Below are 19,201 nucleotides of genomic sequence, written 5' to 3' on the forward strand. Positions count from 1 at the left end.
ACAAGAAGGAGTTAGCACCTATGAAATTAATGTGGCGCTATACCATTCGCTATAAAAAACTGTTATTTTGGAATTTTATCTGCGTATTTGGGTTTATTTTAATTGAACTGGGATTACCAACATTATTAGGACAAATTATCGATAAAGGTATCAACCGCCATACGGTTGGGCCGGTTTGGCAATATGGGACCTTAATGGTTGTTATTTCCTTAATTGGCTTGGTGGGGTTAATTGGACTAGCCTACACTGGGAGCCGTTTAACCACTAATTTAACGCGTGATATCCGGAACGATATCTTTAAAAAGACGATGCAATTTTCACATCATGAATATGGTGAATTTGGGGTATCTTCTTTAATTACTCGGACGACCAACGATGCGTTTCAAGTGACGCAATTCATGGTCCAGGTGTTACGAACTGGTTTTATGACCCCGATGATGATCGTTGCCAGTGCGTTTATGATTGTGCGGACGAGTCTGTCGTTATCATGGATTGTTTTCGCAGCCATTCCAATTTTATTAGTTGGGGTGGTCATCATTGGCTGGTTGTCTGAACCAATGTCTGCAGAACAACAAAAAAACTTAGATGCAATCAATTTAAACTTACGTGAAAATTTAACTGGGATTCGGGTTATTCGCGCATTTGTGCGTGAAAAATTCCAGAGTATGCGGTTTAGAAAAGTCAACGAAGCCTACAGTCAGAGTTCAATCAAACTCTTTACATTAGTAGCCCTCGCACAACCTGGCTTTTCATTTATCTTCAATATTGTTTTCGTTTTAATCATTTGGCAAGGTGCGGTTCAAATTAATACTGGCAATTTGGCAGTAGGGACGTTAATCGCCTTTATTGAATATATTTTCCACGTATTATTTTCATTCATGCTCTTTGCGAGTGTCTTCATGATGTATCCTAGAGCGGCTGTTTCAGCTGAACGGATTGAAAAAGTCCTTAATTCACCCGTAGATATTACGGATGATGATCAGGGGATTCAAACCACGACTACCCAAGGTGAATTGGCCTTCGAAAATGTCTCTTTTGCCTATCCTGGTCCGACTGAAAGTCCGGTCATTCGGGATGTCAGTTTTAAAGCCCATCCAGGTGAAACTGTCGCCTTCATCGGTAGTACGGGGAGTGGTAAATCAACCTTAATTCAATTGATTCCACGCTTCTTCGATGTGACGCGGGGGCAAGTTATGATTGATGGTTATGATGTACGAGATTATCAATTGAAAGCATTGCGCCAAAAAATTGGCTTTATTCCCCAAAAAGCAGTTCTCTTTACCGGCACGATTGCGGATAACTTGCGCTACGGTAATCCGGAAGCGACGGATGCTGAGTTATGGGATGCTTTAACGATTGCCCAATCCAAAACATTCGTGGCGGAAAAACCAGAGGGTCTCCAAACTTATTTGGCCGAAGGGGGTAACAACTTATCAGGTGGTCAAAAGCAACGACTAGCGATTGCCAGAGCAATTGTTCGTCGCCCAGACATCTACGTCTTTGACGATAGTTTTTCAGCCTTGGATTACCAAACTGATGCGGCATTACGTGGCGCCTTAAAATCGATTACTAAGGATGCGACGGTCTTAATTGTCGCCCAACGTGTGGGGACGATTATGAATGCAGATCGGATTGTTGTCTTAAATGAAGGACAAGTTGTGGGCATCGGTACCCACAAAGAATTACTTAAAACAAATGAGGTTTACCGGGCCATTGCCGCCTCACAGTTGTCAAAGGAGGAGCTCAATGAAGAATATTAGGGTGCTCAAACGCCTGATGCGCTATATTGGGCCTTATAAAATAACGTTCTGGTCAGCAATTACAGCAACGGTGATTTCCGTTTTAGCGAATGCTTTGTGGCCATTTATCATGGGACTAGCAGTGACTGAGATTAGTCAAAACTTAGCGCAACACGTCGCCGTTAACTTTAGTTACATTACTAAAGTGATTGCGATGATTCTCAGCTTTGCATTACTTTATCAAACGATGATGTTTTTGGGGTCGTTTTTAATGACGCGTGCAGTCCAACACGCAATGCGCGATTTACGACGAGATATCAATTTACAGATGAATGCATTGCCAGTCCGTTTCTTTGATTCACAACAACAAGGGAATATCTTGTCGCGGGTTACCAATGATGTCGACGCAATCACGAATGCCTTGCAACAGAGTTTAATTCAAGTTGTGACCTCAATTTTGGGGATCATCATGGCAGTCGTTATGATGTTGACGATTAATTTATGGATGGCGTTATTATCCTTAATTATGATCCCGGCCTCACTTTTGATTTCCAAAGCAATCATCAAAAAGTCACAAGTTTACTTCCAAGGGCAACAAAATACCCTGGGCGAAATGAATGGTTATGTTCAGGAAAACTACGGTGGTTTCAGTGTCTTGAAGTTGTATGGTCAAGAAGACAGAGCAGTTGATGAATTTGCAGCGATTACCGATCGATTGACTGAATTTGGCTTCAAAGCGGCCTTTATTTCAGGAATCATGATGCCGTTAGTGGGTTTAACCACTAATCTAACCTACGCGGGGATGGCAACCTTGGGTGGTTACTACGTCTTGCACGGTGTCATTACGGTTGGTAATTTACAGGCCTTTATTCAATATATTTGGCAGATTAATCAACCAATTTCGCAAATCACGCAGTTATCTGGTGTCATGCAAGCCGCTGCCGCTGCGACACAACGGGTTTTTGAAATCTTGGATGAACCTATTGAACCAACTGATCAAGAAACAGCTGAATTACCGGCTGACGTTCAGGGGAAAGTTGAATTTAAAGATGTCAGCTTTAGCTATGATCCAGCCAAACCGTTGATTCGGGATCTAAGTTTCACCGCCAATCCGGGCGATAAAATTGCGATTGTTGGGCCAACTGGTGCCGGGAAGACGACCATGATTAATTTATTGATGCGTTTTTACGATGTTAGTTCTGGTCAAATTCTAATTGATGGCGTCGATACGCGTCAGTTGAGTAAACAAACAGTTCGCTCCCTTTTTGGGATGGTTCTGCAGGATGCTTGGTTGTACCACACAACGATTACGGAAAATATCCGCTTTGGGAAGCTAGATGCCACCGAATATGAAGTGGTGGACGCTGCTAAAACAGCTAATGTTGATCACTTTATTCACACGTTGCCAAATGGTTATCAGATGGCAATTGATGAAGAAGCGGATAACGTGTCGTTAGGACAAAAGCAACTCTTAACGATTGCCCGGGCAGTGATTGCCAATCCTAAAATTTTGATTTTAGATGAAGCAACCAGTTCGGTCGATACGCGATTAGAAAGCTTATTGCAAAAGGCGATGGAAAAAGTGATGCAGGGTCGAACCAGTTTTGTGATCGCCCATCGCTTATCAACAATTCGGGATGCTAACTTAATTTTAGTAATGGATCACGGTCAAATTGTTGAAAAGGGAACGCATGACGACTTATTAGCCGCTAATGGTGTTTACGCTAAGCTTTATAACAGTCAATTTGCAGAAACAAAATTAAATGCATAATAAAAAGGGTTAAGCTAAAATTTGGCTTAACCCTTTTTCGTTCGTTCATTATTCAAGAATAATCATATCATCTGGTGCGGCAAATGGATTTTCTTTGTTGATGTGGTCAAAGAAAAGAATGCCGTTTAAATGATCGATTTCGTGTTGGCAAACAATTGCGGGATAGTTTTTAAGACGAATCTTATGACTAACACCTTCAACGTCTTGATAACGTAATGTAATTCTGTCGTGCCGAGGCACATAACCGGGGACTTCGCGATCGACTGATAGGCAACCTTCGCCTTCAGCTAAAGCAGCGTCTTGAACAGAGTGGCTAATAATCTTAGGATTAATAATCACGTCTTTTAAGATTGGTGCTTCGCCTTCAGGACCAGGGACTAAAACAGCTGACATTTGTTTTGAAACGTCTACTTGAGGTGCGGCTAAGCCAACACCGGCGCGTAATTGGTATTTCGCAGCAATTTCTGGATCTTGGCTATTTTCCAAGAATGTCATCATGTCAGCGGCAAGTTGCCGATCTTCGTCAGATAGCGGGAATGAAACAGGTTGTGCAGTTTCTCTAAGTGTAGGATTACCCTCGCGGATAATATCTTTCATTAATATCACAGTTAAGACCTCCGATTAATTCATCATAGATTATTCTAGCACAGAATTAAAAAAAACGGAACAAATGGGTTGACCCACTTCTCTATAACCAGTAGAATGAATATATAGAGATATCGCTTTTCCGTTAGGTGAGGCTCCTATATGAACATACGCTGCTACTCAGAAACATCGAGAGATGCCAATTGAGTCAACAGAAACTGCCAATGAAGGCTTTTTCTAACGTAGCTGAACATGGTTTCTACGTCATATAGTGCTAAAACTGAACGATTGGGAACGCCATGATGTTGTGGATGACGCTCAATTGTTGTGCGTCTTTTTTTGTACAACTGAGTACGATCTCTAAAATTAATAGAAAGTCTGGTGAGTAAAATGTTGCAAACAGCTGAAGGTCCGTTAAGTAGTAGCGATAGTGATCATCCGAGGTGGTCTGTCTTTTTACTGCCAGCAGTTTTAGGCTAGCAGTGTTACGACGACTTCCTCAAAAGGGAAGGAGTGTCGAACGCGATGCACAAGAATTTAAAGCAAGAAACAACGTTAAACGCAATCACAAGCAGCGGGATGTTAATGCGTTTGTTGGCAACTCGTCCAAGCGGGTTAACAACAATTGAAGCTGCAAAACGAGCATCATTAGTTGCCGATTCAAATCGGATGGCAAGTGTTGTGCGCGACGGTTTCCTACGCGAAATTGGTGTTGATCAAATTGTAGCAGGCGATATTTTAGTATTAGATGCTGCAGAAAAAACACCAGTTGCCGTAGCGACAATCGATAAAGAAATGACGGTCATCAAAGCCGGTACAGTTGTTAAAACAGGTACAAGAGGTGTCGTGTTGAACGAAACACTATCACCTAAGGATGATATCGTTAAGGTTCGCCTAGGGAATGCTTTCCTTATGGCAGTGGCAGCACTTGTGTCATTCCTTGCGGTCCTTGCAGTTAATGAATTTGCTTTTGCCGGTGTGACAATCGGCTTAGCAGTTTGTACTGCCGTTATGATGATGCGCGTTACAAAATCAGGGCAATTCAAGAACCTACTTGTTTTCGTAAGTATCGGTCAATTACGGATGCGCCTATTAGTTAATCTTCATCGTCTAATGACTCATTTAAGAGTTGAACCAGTTTGGGCGGATGTCCAACGCTTCCTAGTGCATGCTGGGAACGCTGAAATTCCCCAACCGGTCTTGGCGTGAAGTACCCCAACAAAAATATAATTAACAAGCGTTTAGTGCAGCTATCAGTTTGTACTAAACGCTTTTTTTGTGCAGTGATACAGCGGCTATTATATAACAGAAATAGAATATATTATATAACAGTAATAGCGCTTAGCAGATGTAAATTAGTTGGTGACTAAATTCACATATACATAAAACGATAAGCGTGCGGAGTTTGATGATTAGTTATGTAAAACGCTTGCATTTAGTGTTATAAAATGCTAAATTATATTTGTGAAGAAGCTTAATTGATACAGATATAAGCAGACATTAAAACAGTTTAGTGAAGAGGAGAATGAATATTATGGCCAATAATAAAGCTGCAGTTAATTTTGATAAACTACTCGGCGATGAAAGCCAAGATTTTAAAACAGTTCAGATTTTAGATGAAACTGGCCAAGTTGTAAATCCTGATATCATGCCAGATCTAAGTGATGAACAACTTGTTGAATTAATGAAACAGATGGTTTGGTCACGTGTGCTTGATCAACGTGCAACCGCTTTAAATCGTCAAGGACGTTTAGGCTTTTATGCACCAACCGCTGGGCAAGAAGCAAGTCAATTAGCAAGTAATTTTGCGATGAACAAGGATGATTTCTTATTCCCTGGTTATCGCGATGTACCACAATTGGTGCAACATGGCTTACCTCTATCACAAGCTTTCTTATGGTCACGTGGTCATATTGAAGGTAACAAGTACCCAGAATCACTCAAAGCAATGCCACCACAAATTATTATCGGGGCACAATACATTCAAGCAATGGGTGTCGCTGTTGGGATGAAGAAACGTCAATCTAAGAATGCCGTTTACGTCTATACGGGTGATGGTGGTACGTCACAGGGTGATTTCTATGAAGGGATTAACTTTGCTGGTGCCTTCAAAGCCCCTGCAATCTTCGTTGTTCAAAATAACGGTTTTGCGATTTCAGTTCCTCGTGAAAAACAAACAGCTGCAGTGACATTAGCCCAAAAAGGGGTTGCTGCTGGGATTCCTGCTATCCAAGTAGATGGGATGGATCCACTAGCGGTTTATGAAGTAATGAAGGAAGCTAGAGAATTTACAACGGCTGGTAATGGGCCTGTTTTAATTGAAACCTTAACTTATCGTTATGGACCACATACACTTTCCGGGGATGACCCAACCCGTTACCGGACAAAAGAAACAGATGACATTTGGTTAAAACGTGATCCATTAGTTAGAATGCGTCGTTTCTTAACGGATAAGGGCCTCTGGTCAGAAGAACAAGAAAATGAATTAATCGATCAAGTTAAAGCATCTATTAAAGAAGCAATCAACGAAGCAGATGCCATTCCTAAACAAAAGGTAACTGACTTCTTAAAAGTAACATTTGAAGAACAACCACAAAATATTCAAGAACAAATCACAGAATACAGTGCAAAGGAGTCGAATTAAGATGGCACAAAAAACAATGATTCAAGCAATTACAAATGCGCTGGATTTAGAATTAGCAAGTGATGAAAATGTCTTAATTTTCGGGGAAGATGTCGGTAAAAACGGTGGTGTTTTCCGTGCGACTGAAGGCTTACAAGTTAAACATGGTGAAGACCGCGTTTTCGATACACCTTTAGCTGAATCTGGGATTGGTGGTTTATCAATCGGGTTAGCGCTAGAAGGATTTAGACCTGTTCCTGAAATTCAATTCTTCGGTTTTATTTTTGAAACACTAGATTCAATCGCCGGTCAAATGTCACGGACACGTTACCGGATGGGTGGCACACGCAATATGCCGATTACAATCCGGGCACCATTTGGTGGTGGCGTGCATACTCCTGAAATGCATTCAGATAACTTTGAAGGCATGATTACTCAAATTCCTGGGATCCGAGTAGTTGTTCCAAGCAATCCTTACGACGCCAAAGGTTTATTGATTTCTGCGATTCGTTCAAATGATCCTGTTTTATACTTGGAACATATGAAACTTTATCGCTCATTCCGTGAGGAAGTGCCAGACGAATCATACACAGTGCCGCTCGATAAAGCCGCAGTGACATTGGAAGGTTCAGACGTTTCAATCATCACTTATGGCGCAATGGTTCGCGAAGCTAAGAAAGCTGCTGAAAACTTGGCTAAAGACAATATCTCAGTCGAAATTATCGACTTACGGACAATTGCCCCATTAGATATTAAAACCATTATTGCATCAGTCGAAAAAACAGGTCGCGTAGTGATTGTGCAAGAAGCGCAAAAACAAGCGGGTGTTGGGGCACAAGTGGCTTCTGAAATTTCAGAACGCGCTGTCCTTTCATTAGAAGCACCAATTGGTCGCGTTTCAGCGCCAGACACACCATTCCCATTTGGCCAAGCCGAATCAACATGGTTACCAAACGCAACTGATATTGAAAATAAAGTTAAGGAAGTTATTAACTTTTAGTCGATAACGAAGGAAGGGACGACATAAGCATGGCATATCAATTTAAATTACCAGATATCGGTGAAGGTATCGCAGAAGGCGAAATCCAAAAATGGGCAGTCGCAGAAGGCGATACAATTGCTGAAGATGATACATTACTAGAAGTCCAAAACGATAAATCAGTTGAAGAAATCCCATCACCAGTGAGTGGCAAGATTGTTAAAATCTTAGTGGGCGAAGGTGAAGTCGCAACAGTGGGCCAAGTCCTCGTTGAAATCGATGCGCCTGGGGTTGAAGGTAACGATGCACCAACAGCACAAGCAACTGCTCCAGCAGCAGAACAACCTACAACGTCAGCATCTACAGCTAGCGAAGGTGTTTATCAATTTAAGTTGCCGGATATTGGCGAAGGAATTGCAGAAGGCGAAATCCAAAAATGGGCAGTCGCAGAAGGCGATTCAATTGCAGAAGACGATACCTTATTAGAAGTCCAAAACGATAAATCAGTTGAAGAAATTCCATCACCTGTTAGCGGTAAGATTGTTAAAATCTTAGTGGGCGAAGGTGAAGTCGCAACAGTCGGTCAAGTGCTCGTTGAAATTGATGCGCCAGGCCACAATACTGCAACAGCTTCAGCGCCCGTAGCAGAAACGCCGGCACCTAAGGCAGCAGAAACACCAGTAGCAACTAATAATAGTAGTGACGCAAGTGTTGTTGCCATTAGTGATCCAAATCGGAAAGTATTAGCAATGCCATCTGTTCGTCAATTTGCGCGTGAAAATAACGTGGATATTAGCCAGGTTCCAGCAACTGGTAAACACGGTCGTACAACAAAAGTAGATATCCAAAACTTCATGCAAAATGGTGCTACACCAACTACTTCAACGGCAACAACTGAGACTAAGAGTGCCTCTGTAACAACAGCGACACCTGAACCAGCAGTAGCCGTTAAACCTTATGAATCAGCAACACCAGAACTTGAAACACGTGAAAAGATGTCACCAACACGAAAAGCAATTGCTAAAGCAATGGTGACAAGCAAGCATACTGCACCACACGTGACGTTATTTGATGAAGTTGAAGTTTCTAAATTAATGACCCATCGTAAGAAATTTAAGGATGTTGCTGCTAAGAAGGATATTAAGTTAACCTTCTTACCATACATTGTTAAAGCTTTGGTAACTGTTTTACGTGATTTCCCAACGTTGAATGCCTCAATTGATGACACAACAAGCGAAATTGTTTATAAACACTACATCAATGTCGGCATCGCAACTGATACTGATCACGGCCTTTATGTACCAAACATTAAAGATGCCGACAGCAAGAGTATCTTTGCCATCGCCAAGGAGATTGGCGAAAACACACAAAAAGCTTTAGATAATAAGTTGAAACCTGCCGAAATGAGTGGCGGTTCAATGACGATTAGTAACATCGGGTCAATCGGTGGTGGTTGGTTTACACCAGTTGTTAACTACCCTGAAGTGGCTATCCTAGGGGTTGGCCGTATCGGCACAGAACCAATTGTTAACGAAGATGGCGAACTTGCAGTTGGTAAAGTCTTGAAATTGTCATTATCATTTGATCACCGTTTAATTGATGGTGGGACTGCGCAACGTGCAATGAACGAATTGAAAGAATTATTAGCTGATCCAGAGCTACTATTGATGGAAGGATGATTTAAAAATGGTTGTAGGTGATTTTGCAATTGAATTAGAAACTGTCGTTATTGGTTCTGGACCTGGGGGCTACGTGGCTGCCATTCGAGCAGCTGAAATGGGTCAAAAAGTAACGGTTATTGAACGTGAAAATATCGGTGGGATTTGTTTGAACGTCGGCTGTATTCCTTCTAAAGCATTAATCTCTGCAGGCCATCGTTTGCAAGAAGCTAAGAATTCTGAAGTTTTCGGAGTTTCAACAACGGGTGCAACGCTTGATTTTGCAAAGACACAAGATTGGAAGCAACACCAAGTTGTCGAAAAGTTAACAGGCGGCATTTCAATGTTGTTTAAAAAACACAAGATTGACGTCTTAGATGGTTCTGCCTTTTTAGTTGACGAACATAGCTTACGGGTTATTAAAGACGAAAGTGCTCAAACTTATAGTTTTAAGAACTTAATCATCGCAACTGGTAGTCGCCCAATTGAAATTAAGGGCTTCAAGTTCAACAAACGTGTGATTGATTCAACGGGTGGTTTGAACTTAACGGAAGTGCCTAAGGAATTAGTTGTGATTGGTGGGGGCTACATTGGTTCTGAATTAGCAGGTGCTTACGCTAACTTGGGTGCCCACGTCACCATTCTTGAAGGAACGGATTCAATTTTGCCAAACTTCGAAAAAGATATGGTGCAACTTGTAACGAAGAACTTCAAGACTAAGGGTGTCGATGTGATTACCGGTGCTATGGCTAAAGAATCAATCGAAACGGATCAAAACGTGACTGTTAAATACGAAGTTGGCGGTAAGGAAGAACAATTGGTTGCCGATTATGTCATGGTAACTGTTGGACGTCGCCCTAATACTGATGATATGGGCTTAGAACAGGCCGGTATTAAGATGGCTGATCGTGGTTTAATCGAAGTTGATCAACAAGGCCAAACCAATATCAAAGGCATCTATGCTATTGGTGATATTGTTGCCGGTGCTGCGTTGGCTCATAAGGCCAGTTATGAAGCTAAAATTGCTGCCGAAGCAATCGCTGGTAAAAAAGTGGTTGTGGACTACAAAGCAATGCCAGCGGTTTGTTATACTGATCCAGAATTGGCAACTACTGGTTTAACGGTTGCTGAAGCAAAAGAAAAAGGCTATAACGCCAAAGGCTTTAAGTTCCCATTTGCTGCTAACGGTCGTGCTTTATCATTGGCTGATACTGACGGTTTTGTACGCTTAGTAACGAATACTGACGATAATACGTTGCTTGGTGCACAAGTAGCGGGCGTTGGGGCTAGCGACTTGATTTCAGAATTAACTTTAGCGGTTGAATCAGGGATGAACGCGGAAGATTTAGCCTTAACAATTCACCCACATCCAACATTGAGTGAAGCAATTATGGATGACGCTGAATTAGCATTGGGCTTACCAATTCATATCTAATACTGGAGGGTTCGTCATGAATTATGACGGCCCTTTTTGTATCTACTTGCTAAAACGATTCGACAGTTGCTAAAAAAATGCGCTATAATGATTGATATTAAAAACGTCAATTTTGCTTAAATTGACTTAAATTTAGGAGTATTTATGCAAACTAACTATAGCTATCCTTTAGAATCAGATTGGACACCAGAAGAAGTGGTTCAAGTCATGCATTTATATAATCTTGTTGAACAAGCTTATGAATTTGGCGCTAAAGTTGAAGATTTAAACGCGGCCTACCGTGATTTTAAACAAGTCGTTCGAAGCAAGATGATTGAAAAACAACTTGATAAGGCTTTTACGGAAGCTTCTGGTTATTCAATCTACCGTTGTATGCAAACTGCTCAAAAGAGTGGCCGGGCACAAATTAAGATGACGACTAATAATTGAAAGTAGATGAAAAAAGATGGAACAAGAGGCGCTATATCAATTAAGTCGTTCATTACAAAAATGGGTGCTTGAAGCAGCCGCTGAAACACGCAAGAAGATGACACAACCTTTAGAAATTATGACTAAATCAAGTCGTAATGATTTAGTGACCAACGTCGACTGCGCGAACCAAGCCTTTTTTGCAGAACAAATCAAAGCAGAATACCCAACCGCACAATTGGTCGGAGAAGAAGGGGCTAACGTCGGTGCCGGTGATTGGCATAATGGTCTAACCTTTTTTGTTGATCCAATTGATGGGACGATGAATTTTGTTAAGCAACAGGAAAATTTTGCGATTATGATTGGGGTCTACGAAGATGGCCAAGCCTTGTTCGGAATTATTTACGATGTGATGGCCGATCAACTTTTCTGGGGTGGTCCGCAATTAGGGATTTTCCGCAATGAACAAGCCTTAGAACAGGCAGTGGACCAACCGCTATCGGAAGGCTTAATCTGCGTTAATACACGCATGTTGGTGACGAATGAACGACAATTACAACAAGTTTTCGTTCAAAGCTCGGGTGTGCGTATTTATGGCAGTGCCGGCATCACTTTTGCGCAATTATTAAAAGGGAATGCGCAAGCCTATATTTCGAAGTTAGCACCATGGGATGTTGCTGCGGGACGCGTTTTAGCCGAGACACTTGGTTTTCAGATTTTAAATTTCGACGGTCAACCAATTTCAATGGTTGCCAAAGAAGGCATGATTATTGCACCGAAGCAAGCGATGCAAGAAATTATCGCCATTATGGCTCATTCAAAAACGGCCGAATAATTAGATTTTCATGAAAAAGTCTTGCGTATTTTCAAAAAATCGCTAATATAAGAAGCATAGCCCTATTTATTATGGTAAAATAATAGCTTGTATACATGAGACAAACAACACTAGTTAAGTCACTAGCGAGAGGAAGCTGAAACACTTGAAAAAAAGAGAAGACATTCGCAATATCGCAATTATCGCCCACGTTGATCATGGTAAAACAACCTTAGTTAACGAAATGTTAAAACAATCAGATACATTGGATGGCCATGCAGAAATTTCTGACCGTGCAATGGATACAAATGATATCGAAAAAGAACGTGGGATCACAATTCTTTCAAAGAATACTGCTGTTAAATATAACGGCAAACAAATCAACATCTTGGATACACCAGGACATGCCGATTTCGGTGGTGAAGTTGAACGTATCATGAAGATGGTTGACGGTGTATTATTAGTCGTTGATGCTTTCGAAGGTACAATGCCACAAACACGTTTTGTTTTGAAAAAAGCTTTAGACCAACATTTAACACCAATCGTTGTTATCAACAAAATTGACCGCCCAGGCTCACGTCCTGAAGAAGTGGTTGATGAAGTGCTTGAATTATTCATCGAACTTGGTGCTGACGAAGATCAACTTGAATTCCCAGTTGTATACGCAAGTGCTATTAACGGGACATCAAGTCTTGAATCAGACTTAGATACACAAGCTCACACAATGGTTCCTATCTTTGACACAATCTTAGATACAATCCCAGCACCAGTTGATAATAGTGACGAACCACTTCAATTCCAAGTGGCTATGTTAGATTATAACGATTATGTTGGCCGTATCGGTATTGGCCGCGTTTCTCGTGGGACAATCAAGATCGGTGATCAAGTTTCTGTTCTTAAACTTGACGGTTCTGCTAAGAACTTCCGTGTTACGAAGATCTTTGGTTTCATCGGTTTAGACCGTGTTGAAATCCAAGAAGCTAAAGCCGGCGATTTAATCGCTGTTTCTGGTATGGAAGATATTTACGTTGGTGAAACTGTCACACCAGTTGACCATCAAGAAGCATTACCAATTCTTCGTATCGACGAACCAACTTTACAAATGACATTTGCTGCCAATGATTCACCATTTGTTGGCCGTGAAGGTGATTTCGTTACTGGTCGTAAGATTGAAGAACGTTTACGTCACCAACTACACACTGACGTTTCACTTCGTGTTGAAGATACAGACAAAGCCGGTGCTTGGATCGTTTCAGGTCGTGGTGAATTGCATCTTTCAATCTTGGTTGAAGAAATGCGTCGTGAAGGCTTCGAATTACAATTATCACGTCCAGAAGTTATCTACCGCGACGTTGATGGCGTAACTTGCGAACCTTTTGAAATGGTTCAAATCGATACACCTGATCAATACACAGGTTCAGTAATCGATTCAATGGCCCAACGTAAAGGTGAAATGCAAAACATGGAAAGTGATGCTAATAACCAAACACGTATGACTTTCTTAGCACCTTCACGTGGTTTAATCGGTTATTCAACAGAATTCTTAACGATGACTGGTGGATATGGTATTATGAACCACACCTTCGAAAAATACATGCCAGTTATCAAAAACTGGGAACCAGGCCGTCGTAACGGTGCATTAGTTTCAATCAATGCTGGTTCATCAACAACTTATAGTTTACAATCAGTTGAAGATCGTGGCCAATTATTCATCGGCGCTGGCGTTGATGTTTATGAAGGTATGATTGTTGGTCAAAACAGCCGTGATACAGATATCGCCGTAAACGTTACTAAGGGTAAAAACTTAACGAATACTCGTGCTTCTGGTAAAGATCACTCAGCTGCTATCAAGACACCTAAAGAAATGTCACTTGAAGAATCAATTGAATTCTTAAACGATGACGAATACTGTGAAGTAACACCAACTTCTGTTCGTTTACGTAAGAAGATTCTTGACACAGGTATGCGTACTAAAGCTGACAAGAAGCGTAAACGCGGATAATAAGCTTAAAACTATATTAAAAGGTAGCCTAAGACACTTTAGGCTACCTTTTTTTAGTGTCAGATATGGTATAATAACCTGCAGAGTGTGCATTACTATAACAGTTTAAGTGGGCGTTAAATGATGATTAAACAAGAAACAATCGGGTATATGACTTTAAAATCAGACGCAGCTAAAATTGAAGCGTTGTTGACGAAGCAATTTGATGCGCTTTGTTTAAGTCAATGTCCCATCATTGAAGAAATTATTGATACACAACTGTTTGGTTTTACAAAAGAGGTTGATTTTGCCAAAAGAGTTCGTTTAATCAGCGATCAAGAAGGATCAAAATTAGTGAACGAACTTGAAACGCGTATTAATCAACTCTATTTAGAGATTTATCAAACGCAAGCTCAAAATGAAGTTCATAGAAATTAGGTGTAAGTGTGTGGCGTAAGCTTCGAGATAAAGCGCAGTATTTAGATTATTGGTTATTAATCCCGTACGTTATTTTATGTGCGATAGGGGCCTTGATGGTCTATTCCGCGAGTTCGGATTTAATGTCGATTCATGGTGCTAAGCCAGATGCTTATTTTACTAAGCAGTTAATTTATATCGGGCTCGGTTTCGTATTATTACTATTTTCCTTCTTTTTGAAGTTGAATTTATTAAGGAAACCTAAGTTTTTAATTGGTGTCACGGCGGTCATTTTATTGGCGCTCTTTTACTTGTTGGTGTTAAGTCGGATTAGACCGGACGCTGCCATTAATGGGGCAACCGCTTGGATTAATTTGGGCCCTTTTAGTATTCAACCAGCGGAATTTGCCAAGCTATTGATTGTTTTATACTTGGCTAACATGCTATCCAAACGTGAAAAGAATTTGTCAGAGCATTGGCGAGATAATGTGCGGCTATTTTCCGCACCCGTCATTTTGGTAGCTGTCATTATCGCCTTTGTATTGGTACAACCCGATACTGGTGGGGCGGCTATTCTAGGAATTATTCTATTGGTATTATTATTTGCCAGTGGGATTTCGTTCTGGTGGGGAATTTCAATCATCAGTGCAACCTTAGCGGTGATCATCGCGGCGATTGCTGGATTGAGTCGTTTGAATTTAACGACCGGCGTCAATTATCGGTTTAACCGAATTCTAGCCTTTCTAGAACCATTTAAACTTGAAAATATGGGTGGGAGTCAATTGGTTAATTCCTACTATGCGATTAATAATGGCGGTTGGTTTGGTATGGGCCTCGGTAATAGTATCCAAAAACGGGGTTATTTACCGGAACCTTATACCGATTTTATTTTATCGATTACAACTGAAGAGCTCGGTGTCGTGGGCGCCCTTTTTATTTTAGGGCTACTCTTTTTACTGATTTTTAGAATTTTTACCATTGGAATTAGAGCGCGTCAAACCTATAATGCCTTAGTTTGTTATGGCGTGGGCACGATTATTTTCGTTCAAAGCTTATTTAATATCGGTGGTCTATTAGGCTTACTGCCAATTACCGGTGTGACCTTACCCTTCATTAGTTACGGTGGATCAAGTATGCTAGTGTTAGCAACAGGTCTGGGCTTAGTCTTGAACGTTAGTGCCCAGGAAAAAAAGGCACTCAAAACAAAGCAATCATGAGGGTTCACAGATGAAAAATTTGCTGCGCTTTTTGGTAGCGTTAGGCGCGTGGTTAGTGTTGTTGTACGCGTGGCCCATTATGCATCATGCCCAACCAACCGTAGATTCTGCACAGAGTAGGGTTAAACGGCATACAAAACTGACGCATCCACAAAATCCATTATTAAAAACGCAGGGACCAGCAAAGTTTATTAATCAACCCGCGGGACAACTCATTGGACAATACGGTCAACCTGTTAAGCAATCAGCAGAAGATGGCTTGCAGAGTCGTTGGTTATTTCAATTGAATAGTCGGCGCTATATTGAAGCGACGATTGATGATCAAACAGGGACGACGCAACAATTAGTGGTAATTGGTCAAGATAACGCGATTAAGCCGTTTAAGCTTGGCCAGTCGTTAAAGGCAATTACTCAGATTACGACGATTCCAGCCAATTATGAGCTGAATTTACACGAACAAAAGTTTCAAATTGAGTTGAACGAAACACAACAGCGGCAGCGACCACTGATTGCATTTAAGAATAAAACCTATGCAATTTTGGTGATGCAAAAAGGTGAATTGGCAACGGCGGTTTATTTGAATGCTAATCGTCTGTTACAATCGAATTTATATCCGGTGACTTCAATGACGCCGGTGCCAGTACCAGAAATAGCGATGGGGCAATCACAACAGGTTGATGATGAACGCCAAACGGCATTGTTACAATATTGTCAGACAATTCGACTGAATGCTAAACAACCCGAATTGCGTAGTGAAGCGTTACTTGAAGCTGATCAACTATTTTTGACGACGCTGAAAAGCGCACCTAAGACGTTGTTAACCGACTCTGGGGAGCGCCGCTTAAAGCATGCTAAGCAACAACGGCAAACCGCTTTACCACAAAAGTTAACTGAAGCAGATTTTACCGCTAAGGCTTTAGAAGATTATCAACTGACGAACAAACAGCTCTTTTATTTTGAACAACCAGTCAGTGTGCAACAGCTTATTTTTGAACGGCAGACCAATCCAGCATTTTACCAAGCAATCCATGACCAGGCCCATCAACGAATTCAAATTATTTGTACAGAGGGCCATACGCTGGTTGTGATTGGTGAATAAACTACAAGATAAGGACTGATAAAATGGCATTAGAAATCACGCAACGGCAAGGCATCGTTGTTTGGCTGTATTCATTACGCCAAGTCAAACAATTGCGACGTTACGGACTTGTTTATTACACGTCTAAACGAATGAAATACGTTTATTTATATGTTGATGCGGCCCAAGCACCGGCTGTTATCGAACGATTAAAGAAATTACATTATGTTAAGCGGGTGACGCGTTCACAACGCCCAATGCTCGACATGGAATTTGGCGCATTAGCTGAATTAGCGAATCAAGAGACCGCTACTAAAGCGGCATTAAAGGAGTAAAGAGATGCGGATTATTGCAGGAGAATTTGGTGGCCGCCGCTTAAAAGCGGTCCCCGGAATGAAGACTAGACCCACAACGGACAAAGTGAAAGAAGCCATGTTCAGTATGTTAGGCCAATTTTTCGATGGCGGCCAAGCACTCGATTTATACGCTGGTAGTGGTGGCCTCGCAATCGAGGCTGTTTCACGCGGCATGGATCATGCCTATTTAATTGATCGCCAATATGCGGCGATTCAAACGATTCAAGACAATGTGGCAGTTACGAAGATGCCGGAATGTTTTACAATCTGGAAGATGCCAGCTGAAAAAGCATTGTTAAAATTAGCGGATGCAAAAGAACAGTTTGACTTAATTTTATTAGATCCACCTTATAAGCAACAACAAATGTTATTAGAGTTACAACAATTTGTGAGGATGGACCTCTTAAAACCAGGGGCCATTATTCTTTGTGAAACGGACACGAGTTTAACGTATCCTGAAGAGATTCCACATTATACATTGAAACGCCAACAGAATTACGGGATTACTGAAGTGGCAATTTTTGAATTTATCGGTTAAGGAAGTGGTCGAATGACTGAAAGAATCGCATTATTTCCAGGCAGTTTTGATCCTTTTACCAAAGGACATCTAGATACGGTTGAACGGGCAAGTCGGTTATTTGACCGCGTGATTATTGCGGTCATGACTAATGCAGCGAAGAAGCCGTTATTTGATGGCCCTACGAAGGTTGCTTTGATTGAAACCGTCATTACTGATTTAGGCAATGTGAGTGTTGTAGCGCAACCTAGAACGTTGACCGCTAATTTCGCGCAAGAAGTTGGGGCTAGATATTTGATTCGGGGCATTCGAAATGCTAACGATTTTGAATATGAACGGGATATTGCGGCGCTCAATCAGACACAGGATGCACAGTTAGAAACCGTGTTACTATTAGCAAAACAAGAATTTTCATTTATTTCATCCAGTATGGTTAAAGAAATCGCTGCTTTTGGTGGTCAAGTTGATCAATTAGTGCCGCCAGTAGTCGCAATTGCGCTCCAAGAAAAATTAAAACACGGAAGAGATTAGCATGCCAAAAAATAAGAAACTGACAAAACGATTAATTGCAATTGTGGTTCTCATCATTGTTGCGGTTGTTTGTTTAATGCCCACTGGCTATTATATTGAAGGAACTGGGACCGCGGAAAATACCAGTCAATACGTTAAAGTCGATGGCAAACATGATCACCAAAAGGGCCATTTTATGTTGACGACGGTTGGTGTCAGGGGGCCGGTGACGCCGCTTCAATTATTATTGTCCAAGACACAACCTTTTACGGAAATTGAAAGTCGCGATGAACTGATGGGCAATGAGGATACAGAAGCTTACGAACAGATTCAAAAGTACTATATGGATAGTTCGATTAACGCTGCCGTTGAAGCTGCTTATAAAAAAGCAGGTAAAGCCTACCATACGAAGTATTTGGGTGTTTATGTGATGTCGATGTTAGATAAGTCTGCTTTTAAGGATGACTTGGCAGTTGGTGATACAATCACCGCAATTGATCATCATCAGTTTAAAAACGCCAATGCTTTTGTGAAGTATGTCCAAGGCTTGAAGGTTGGTCAAAAGGTTACGATTAGTTATAATCATGGTCAAAAACAGCAAACGGCAACGCATCGCTTGATTAAACTACCAGGCACGCACCATCCGGGGTTAGGGATTACGCTGACCGATCACTCTGAGATTGAGACCGACATTCCGGTTAAAATTGATGCAGGTGATATTGGTGGACCGTCCGCGGGCTTAATGTTTACGTTGCAAGTTTATAATCAATTAACGAAGCAAAATCTCCAAAAGGGTCGTAAAATTGCGGGGACCGGCACAATGGCTGCTGATGGTACTGTAGGTGCTATTGGTGGGATTGATAAAAAGGTACTGGTCGCTAGTCAAGAAGGCGCAACGGTCTTTTTTGCACCGAATGATCCTGTAACAAAGGCAATTTTAAAGGTTGATCCTGATTATCAAAACAATTATACAATCGCTAAAAATGCCGCTAAAAAAATTCATACTAAGATGAAGATCGTACCGGTCAAAACCTTAGATGATGCGTTAACTTATTTGAAAAACCATTAAAAAAGTTTGCCGAAGATAAAAATCGGCAAACTTTTTTGTGCTTT

At 41.3% G+C, this 19,201-nt stretch carries 18 protein-coding genes and 1 riboswitch; of the genes, 17 read left to right on the top strand and 1 reads right to left on the bottom strand.

Going from position 1 to position 19,201, the window contains the following annotated elements; translation table 11 throughout:
• Nucleotides 1-20 precede the first annotated feature (20 nt).
• Entirely contained in the window at nt 21-1,760 is a 1,740-nt protein-coding gene (locus ACPBEH_RS00980) for an ABC transporter ATP-binding protein (RefSeq protein ID WP_424349395.1), read from the top strand.
• Nucleotides 1,747-3,510: an ABC transporter ATP-binding protein gene (locus tag ACPBEH_RS00985; RefSeq protein WP_112206191.1), complete on the top strand. Its 1,764-nt coding sequence runs from the start codon at nt 1,747-1,749 to the stop codon at nt 3,508-3,510. Before ACPBEH_RS00980 ends, ACPBEH_RS00985 begins: the two co-directional genes overlap by 14 nt.
• Nucleotides 3,511-3,558: 48 nt before the next feature.
• Here the strand turns inward: ACPBEH_RS00985 and def are convergent, their stop codons facing one another.
• The gene (gene def, locus ACPBEH_RS00990; RefSeq protein WP_424349396.1) at nt 3,559-4,116 is read right to left on the bottom strand and encodes a peptide deformylase; all 558 of its coding nucleotides are present in this window, start codon (nt 4,114-4,116) and stop codon (nt 3,559-3,561) included.
• A gap of 113 nt (nt 4,117-4,229) precedes the next feature.
• Nucleotides 4,230-4,395, top strand: a riboswitch (M-box (ykoK) riboswitch).
• Between the two features lie 225 nt (nt 4,396-4,620).
• On the opposite strand from def, the gene ACPBEH_RS00995 reads away from it, so the two are divergent.
• The 15 genes from ACPBEH_RS00995 to ACPBEH_RS01065 all read left to right on the top strand — a co-directional run bounded on the left by ACPBEH_RS00995 (nt 4,621) and on the right by ACPBEH_RS01065 (nt 19,157).
• The gene (locus ACPBEH_RS00995; protein ID WP_424349397.1) at nt 4,621-5,304 is read left to right on the top strand and encodes a hypothetical protein; all 684 of its coding nucleotides are present in this window, start codon (nt 4,621-4,623) and stop codon (nt 5,302-5,304) included.
• A 325-nt stretch (nt 5,305-5,629) separates the two neighbouring features.
• Complete coding sequence (gene pdhA / locus ACPBEH_RS01000) at nt 5,630-6,739, top strand: pyruvate dehydrogenase (acetyl-transferring) E1 component subunit alpha (RefSeq protein ID WP_112206193.1); 1,110 nt, start codon at nt 5,630-5,632, stop codon at nt 6,737-6,739.
• A gap of 1 nt (nt 6,740) precedes the next feature.
• Complete coding sequence (locus tag ACPBEH_RS01005; RefSeq protein WP_254681565.1) at nt 6,741-7,718, top strand: alpha-ketoacid dehydrogenase subunit beta; 978 nt, start codon at nt 6,741-6,743, stop codon at nt 7,716-7,718.
• A gap of 29 nt (nt 7,719-7,747) precedes the next feature.
• On the top strand, nt 7,748-9,376 hold the full coding sequence (locus ACPBEH_RS01010; protein WP_424349398.1) for a dihydrolipoyllysine-residue acetyltransferase: 1,629 nt from the start codon (nt 7,748-7,750) through the stop codon (nt 9,374-9,376).
• 7 nt (nt 9,377-9,383) lie between these two features.
• Nucleotides 9,384-10,790 carry a dihydrolipoyl dehydrogenase gene (lpdA, locus tag ACPBEH_RS01015; protein ID WP_424349399.1) on the top strand — a complete coding sequence of 469 codons (1,407 nt, stop codon included), beginning with the start codon at nt 9,384-9,386 and terminating at the stop codon, nt 10,788-10,790.
• 144 nt (nt 10,791-10,934) lie between these two features.
• A complete protein-coding gene (locus ACPBEH_RS01020) occupies nt 10,935-11,219 on the top strand; it encodes a UPF0223 family protein (RefSeq protein WP_011374781.1) in 285 nt (94 codons plus the stop codon).
• Nucleotides 11,220-11,235: 16 nt separating this feature from the next.
• Nucleotides 11,236-12,033: an inositol monophosphatase family protein gene (locus ACPBEH_RS01025; protein WP_424349400.1), complete on the top strand. Its 798-nt coding sequence runs from the start codon at nt 11,236-11,238 to the stop codon at nt 12,031-12,033.
• A gap of 145 nt (nt 12,034-12,178) precedes the next feature.
• Nucleotides 12,179-14,014 carry a translational GTPase TypA gene (gene typA / locus ACPBEH_RS01030; protein WP_213923215.1) on the top strand — a complete coding sequence of 612 codons (1,836 nt, stop codon included), beginning with the start codon at nt 12,179-12,181 and terminating at the stop codon, nt 14,012-14,014.
• Nucleotides 14,015-14,134: 120 nt separating this feature from the next.
• Nucleotides 14,135-14,431: a DUF1507 family protein gene (locus ACPBEH_RS01035; RefSeq protein WP_424349401.1), complete on the top strand. Its 297-nt coding sequence runs from the start codon at nt 14,135-14,137 to the stop codon at nt 14,429-14,431.
• An 8-nt stretch (nt 14,432-14,439) separates the two neighbouring features.
• Nucleotides 14,440-15,627 (top strand): FtsW/RodA/SpoVE family cell cycle protein, encoded by a 1,188-nt coding sequence (locus ACPBEH_RS01040; RefSeq protein WP_424349402.1) that lies wholly within the window; start codon nt 14,440-14,442, stop codon nt 15,625-15,627.
• 10 nt (nt 15,628-15,637) lie between these two features.
• Complete coding sequence (locus ACPBEH_RS01045; RefSeq protein ID WP_424349403.1) at nt 15,638-16,726, top strand: CAP-associated domain-containing protein; 1,089 nt, start codon at nt 15,638-15,640, stop codon at nt 16,724-16,726.
• A 23-nt stretch (nt 16,727-16,749) separates the two neighbouring features.
• Nucleotides 16,750-17,040: a YlbG family protein gene (locus ACPBEH_RS01050; protein ID WP_016265218.1), complete on the top strand. Its 291-nt coding sequence runs from the start codon at nt 16,750-16,752 to the stop codon at nt 17,038-17,040.
• 4 nt (nt 17,041-17,044) lie between these two features.
• A complete protein-coding gene (gene rsmD / locus ACPBEH_RS01055; RefSeq protein ID WP_424349404.1) occupies nt 17,045-17,599 on the top strand; it encodes a 16S rRNA (guanine(966)-N(2))-methyltransferase RsmD in 555 nt (184 codons plus the stop codon).
• A 12-nt stretch (nt 17,600-17,611) separates the two neighbouring features.
• Nucleotides 17,612-18,109, top strand: a complete 498-nt coding sequence (coaD, locus tag ACPBEH_RS01060) for a pantetheine-phosphate adenylyltransferase (protein ID WP_424349405.1) — start codon at nt 17,612-17,614, stop codon at nt 18,107-18,109.
• 1 nt (nt 18,110) lies between these two features.
• Nucleotides 18,111-19,157, top strand: coding sequence for a SepM family pheromone-processing serine protease (locus ACPBEH_RS01065; protein WP_424349406.1), 1,047 nt, complete (start codon nt 18,111-18,113; stop codon nt 19,155-19,157).
• The last annotated feature ends 44 nt before the right edge of the window (nt 19,158-19,201 follow it).

Origin of the sequence: Latilactobacillus parasakei, assembly GCF_049674265.1 — a bacterium.
Lineage (GTDB): Bacteria > Bacillota > Bacilli > Lactobacillales > Lactobacillaceae > Latilactobacillus > Latilactobacillus sakei.